This is a genomic window from Bradyrhizobium acaciae, assembly GCF_020889785.1.
Classification (GTDB): domain Bacteria; phylum Pseudomonadota; class Alphaproteobacteria; order Rhizobiales; family Xanthobacteraceae; genus Bradyrhizobium; species Bradyrhizobium acaciae.
The window spans coordinates 1-4,624 of the sequence record NZ_JACMYK010000255.1 but is presented as its reverse complement, the minus strand read 5'-3'; the positions used below and the strand labels follow the sequence as shown (position 1 = coordinate 4,624).

7 protein-coding genes and 1 tRNA gene are annotated in these 4,624 nt (G+C 60.1%); 5 read left to right on the top strand and 3 right to left on the bottom strand.

Features of this window, described 5'->3' with window-relative positions; genetic code table 11:
- Positions 1-539 precede the first annotated feature (539 nt).
- Positions 540-803 carry a hypothetical protein gene (locus H8A92_RS39665; RefSeq protein WP_229200689.1) on the bottom strand — a complete coding sequence of 88 codons (264 nt, stop codon included), beginning with the start codon at positions 801-803 and terminating at the stop codon, positions 540-542.
- A gap of 323 nt (positions 804-1,126) precedes the next feature.
- Between H8A92_RS39665 and H8A92_RS39660 the strand changes: the two genes are divergently transcribed.
- Complete coding sequence (locus H8A92_RS39660; RefSeq protein WP_229200688.1) at positions 1,127-1,420, top strand: hypothetical protein; 294 nt, start codon at positions 1,127-1,129, stop codon at positions 1,418-1,420.
- 215 nt (positions 1,421-1,635) lie between these two features.
- Here H8A92_RS39660 and H8A92_RS39655 read toward each other — a convergent pair.
- A tRNA-Thr gene (locus tag H8A92_RS39655) sits at positions 1,636-1,710 on the bottom strand.
- Positions 1,711-2,056: 346 nt separating this feature from the next.
- On the opposite strand from H8A92_RS39655, the gene H8A92_RS39650 reads away from it, so the two are divergent.
- Positions 2,057-2,371 (top strand): DUF5658 family protein, encoded by a 315-nt coding sequence (locus tag H8A92_RS39650; RefSeq protein WP_229200687.1) that lies wholly within the window; start codon positions 2,057-2,059, stop codon positions 2,369-2,371.
- Positions 2,372-2,533: 162 nt separating this feature from the next.
- On the opposite strand, the gene H8A92_RS39645 is transcribed toward H8A92_RS39650, so the two are convergent.
- Positions 2,534-3,106 carry a hypothetical protein gene (locus tag H8A92_RS39645; RefSeq protein WP_229200686.1) on the bottom strand — a complete coding sequence of 191 codons (573 nt, stop codon included), beginning with the start codon at positions 3,104-3,106 and terminating at the stop codon, positions 2,534-2,536.
- A gap of 436 nt (positions 3,107-3,542) precedes the next feature.
- Here H8A92_RS39645 and H8A92_RS39640 point away from each other — a divergent pair, with 436 nt between their 5' ends.
- From H8A92_RS39640 to H8A92_RS39630, 3 genes are all read left to right on the top strand, one after another.
- Positions 3,543-3,728 carry a hypothetical protein gene (locus H8A92_RS39640; protein ID WP_229188345.1) on the top strand — a complete coding sequence of 62 codons (186 nt, stop codon included), beginning with the start codon at positions 3,543-3,545 and terminating at the stop codon, positions 3,726-3,728.
- A gap of 53 nt (positions 3,729-3,781) precedes the next feature.
- A complete protein-coding gene (locus H8A92_RS39635; protein ID WP_229188346.1) occupies positions 3,782-3,961 on the top strand; it encodes a hypothetical protein in 180 nt (59 codons plus the stop codon).
- A 172-nt stretch (positions 3,962-4,133) separates the two neighbouring features.
- Entirely contained in the window at positions 4,134-4,352 is a 219-nt protein-coding gene (locus H8A92_RS39630) for a hypothetical protein (protein WP_229200685.1), read from the top strand.
- Positions 4,353-4,624: the final 272 nt, after the last annotated feature.

The window sequence follows — 4,624 nt, the reverse complement described above, 5'->3', positions numbered from 1 at the left end:
CGATCGCCACCGCCCCATTCGGCGGCCCCGACTATGATGCCCGCGCCCCGATCGGCGGCGAGGAATATGCGCGGCAGAACGGTTTCGTCTGCACGCCCGGCACCTGGTTCCGCGGCAGCGACGGCCGCCAGCATCCCTGCCAGTAGCGAGGCGAACCGCTCAATGGCGTAAAAGGCGGCCTTCGGGCCGCCTTTTTTGCTGCTGGCCGATCAAGGCCTGGCGGTGGATTGGACCGGCAGGTTGCCATCCCGGTCACAGGGGGCGGCTTGCATAATTTTCAAGCTTACCCTTCGGGACAGCTTGGACAGCCTCTCTGCCGCTTTACAAAAAAATACATCAGCCATTCTCTGCGGCGTAGGGGAACGGAAGACCTGCCCAAGCTGTCCAGCCAAATTATGGGGGATCGCCGGGTTTCTAATTTACATGATTTGGCTATCGCACTGTGAAGGGATTCAGTCGTTGAGCAGTTTTGGGTTGCGCATTCCGAATTCAGGGATCGATCTACCCCATAGCCGCGCGGTGCTAAGCTGCCCGATTACCTATCGGCAAACATAGGCCCCATTCACGAGGACGCGGACACACGGTGCCGCCACCGCTGCGCCCACGGCCGCACCTCCAACGACCGCCCGCCGGGTCGTTCGACGTGCAACACCGGCAACGCTCACTGGGGTTAGTGGTCTTCCAACTCGGGCTTGTGCGCTGTCTATAGACAAGGAAAGACCGTTGTCGTGCGACCAGTCTACCGAACCGGAAATCCCAATCGCAACAGCCGCAGCAGCGAAGAAGACGTTTCGAAGTTTCATGACAGTCTCCCTATTTGAACGAAGACAAGCCTCGCCGATCGGGATCGTCATCTCGTTGATGCAGATCAAGGGGTGCGCGCTGTCTTCGATAGCCGACAAATTACCCGCACATTGTCCTGATGGTCGTCGCGATCAGCTAACGGCCAGATTTTGCGATGATCTTTGCGATCAATCCTCAAATTGCCGAACCGATGCTCTGCGGCGCGGGCGATGATTATCGCGTTGAACGGCCCCCCGCGAATATGACTTCATCGGCTCACGGATCGACGCGCGATGCGCTTCGAGGATTGGACGCGAACCGAGCACCGAAAGGATTTTGAGCAATGCCAAAGCTAACCGTGAACCAGAACGAGACCGAGCGCGGCCCGATTACCTCCGTCACCAACGTTGACACCGGTCAGACGCAAATTCTGTTCATCCCCAACGCCCTGCCCGCCAACGTTGATCAGCCAGCCGCGAGGCTGCTCGCGGGTATCAGGCTGTTTACCGGAGTGATCACGAATGCCGCTTCCACGCTGCTGCCGGAAGTGGTTGGCCCTCACCTGATGAAAGCCGCCCCCGGCATGCTGGCAAGCCCGTACGCTGGCTTTGTTGATGCAGTGTGCGAGACTTTATGAGGATTCTTTCGGCTCGGTTGGGCGACGAAGTGAGCCAATGAGCGAGCGAAACGAAATGGTCCTTGCGCTAAAACAGATCGTGCAACCCGACCTGCGATCAATCAAGTTTTCGGGGACATTCCCTCACTCCAGAAGGATCGGCGGCCACCGTATTGATTTGGTCACGTTCCAATTCGACAGGAACGGGGGCGGCTTCATTATCGAACACGACGAACTGGTGCCGGTGGAGAGGATCGAACTCCCGACCTTTGGTTTACAAAACCACTGCACTACCGCTGTGCTACACCGGCCCTCGCCCGCTCATACAAAATAGCGACGGTCGCGGCAACCGCGCTACCGCGACGACGGACGTTCAAATTACCCCACGAGTTACCCCTTAAACAATCTTCGCAGTCATCCCATTGAAAATGCGAACGTAATTTCGATCAAGCCACTGTTTTGTAAACTGAAGGTCGGGGGTTCAATCCCCTCAGCCGGCACCAGCTTTTCATGACTGAGATCAATGAGATCCTCGTCGGCCGTGCCTTGGTACGGGAGGCTTGGGGTTAGACCACCAGGTCGTGAAGACTTGCGCTCGCTGAAAAGTTCCGCAAAATTGCGCAACAGGGAACCAGAGCAGATTCGGGCGAACACCTGATGACGGAAAAGCAATTGCGGGCGAGAACATCGCTGCTGAAGGCAATGCTGTTGGTCTGTGCCCTGCTGATGGGCTACTCGGATCTCATCACCACCAACGAAATATTGCAGCGCGGAATGGGCGAATTGAACCCGTTCATGCGGTTCACCCAGGAGTGGCTGGGTGAGTGGTGGCTCGTTGCCAAGCTTGGTTTGACCTATCTCATGATGTGGCTGCTTTGGCGCGGCAAGAGCGAACGCCAGATGGCCTATGTGGTCGCCTTCATTGCGACGCCCGTCTACAATAATCTGTTCATCCTCGCGGGCTCCAACTGAGCTGACGCTTTGCTGGTTGCTGGCCAACGCCGCCGGTCACACCTGCTTGGCGCGGTGACCGGCGCCCTCTCTGTCGCACTGTTGTCACATCCCATTGATGTTTCGAAACATGTTCAGCCGGCGCGACCGAGGATCGCGTTGGACAAGGCGCCGCAAACAGCCCTAAGCTCGCTCTATCGCGACAAGTGAGGCTGCCACGGCGCGGCTCTGACGATGAACTGGTCCTACTATCTCGTGGGCGGCGCAGTTGCCCTGCTCCTTCTCGCCTATCGCCTGCATGGCGGGCTGTTCAGGAAGGATTTGCTGCGGGACGAGCGACTGAATCGACTGATCGATGAACGCATCGATCGCATGGACCTGAAGCGCGAGAAGAAGCACGAACTGTCCCAGCCATAAAACAACTGGCCAGCCATGCCTCATCGCGCGGATGTTCAGTCCGCCGAGATCGACCGTCGACCACAGCAGCCGCGCCAGCTCGCAGGCGAATAGGGCAGCTCCGTGCATGGCGCAGCGAGCTTCGACGATGCTGCACTGGCCGGAGCATGGTTCTTCGACGCGGACGCCGCCGCAGTCCGCTGCTGCAAATCTCTTGATGACCCTGTGAACGTAGACCGTCCTGCTGCCGACGTCGCCTTCAAACCGAAGTGCCTGGGCATCTGGTCCTCCTCTCATATCCACGCGGCTTGTGCCGCGCGTCGTCCCCGGAATCAATCCGAGCACGTCGTTGCGATCCAATCAAAGCGCTTCGCTTGATGGCCCACAAGCACAGAGAGAACCGTACTATTCCGGTCTTCAGCAGATGCCTCACGTCATCGATCGCGCGCACTCGCACGGCATGCTGTGCGGCATCGAGGGCGCGATGCACCACGGTCAGCGCCACGACGAGTTGCACGCGAAACTGAAAAGGACGAGGCGAACACAACAACGCGAAGTGCATCGCCACACTTGGCGTTACCGCGGCGAGCACTGCCTGTCTCCATCTCACAGGCTTGCCGAACGGCGGCAACGATCCCGTTGTGTGACCAGGGTTCCGAAATAGCGCCCGCCGCCCTGCTCCTTGGCAGGAATCGTGGGAGCATCCCCGTAGCATCACCCATCCCTCGCCTTGTTTCTGTTCTTGCGGCTCGAAACGCCGTATGCAGAATGTGGGGGTGGGATGGGACATCAGCCAATGACCTACTTGATCCTTGCCCGTGACGGCACCAGCCAAATCGTGTTGAAGCGCGACAGCGAAGACGCGGCCGAGAAGAAGGCGCGCGAGCTGAAGGAGATGGGGTGGTTCGAGGTCGAGGTCCGCGAGGACAAGGCCGGCACGATAGCCGCCACGCTGACCGATCGGTCCCAGACCCTTCAATAGCGGCGCGATGAACCTTTGCCGGATGGCCCTTACACATGTGTGAGGAGCCCACGATGTCCGACACAGCACATTACCGCTTCCAGTCCGATCAGGCGCGACGGCTGGCCCGCCAGGTCACCGACACCTCGGTGCGCGAGAAGCTGCTCGAAATGGCCGAGGAGTATGGCCGCTACGCCGACCTGATCGAGGCACGCAGCGCCGAGCCAGCCCCCGTTGCGCTGGCGGCCCACTAGGCTGAACCCGCCCCTTCGGCCGGACCGACCGAGGTCAGGAAGCTCACGGGGACAAATCTCCCGAACTTTCAAACCTGCCCTTCACGCACGGTCTCAAGCGGCGGCCAAATCCGCGCGAAAACGCCTGAGGATTTGTTCGGAACATTATGCCCTCTCACGCGATTTTCTCCGCATGAGGGTACGCGAAGCCAACCGCAATCTACTGCTTCTGGGCAGCTTCACGCTGCTGAGCGTGGCCGCTGCCGGCCTCGTTGCCCTGCTCGATCCGGCACCCGCACCGGCGAACGCCGCGCCGCGGCCGGCCGCGAATCAGGCACCGGCTGGTGGTCAGGCGCCGGTCCGGATCATCGGTACCCCGTTCGTCCCGAACACCAATCCGCGGCAGCGCTGACCGCCCGCGCGCCCCGTGAATGTCACAATTATGTCACCGCACCTGTGAAACAGGCGTCTTCGTCAACCATCATGATGGCGAGTGCTTGATTCCGCGCGGTTGCTTTGCTGGAATCCGCGCGCCCAAGGTGCGCCATGAAGTGGATGAAAGAACGCGATCTCCTGATCGCGCAGACAATGGCCTTCGTACAGTCGGTGAAGGGCAAGCTGCCCGACGCCGAGCTGCCGACGGCTGCCCAGCGGACACCTGCGCCGCCGGCCCCTGCCCCGCTG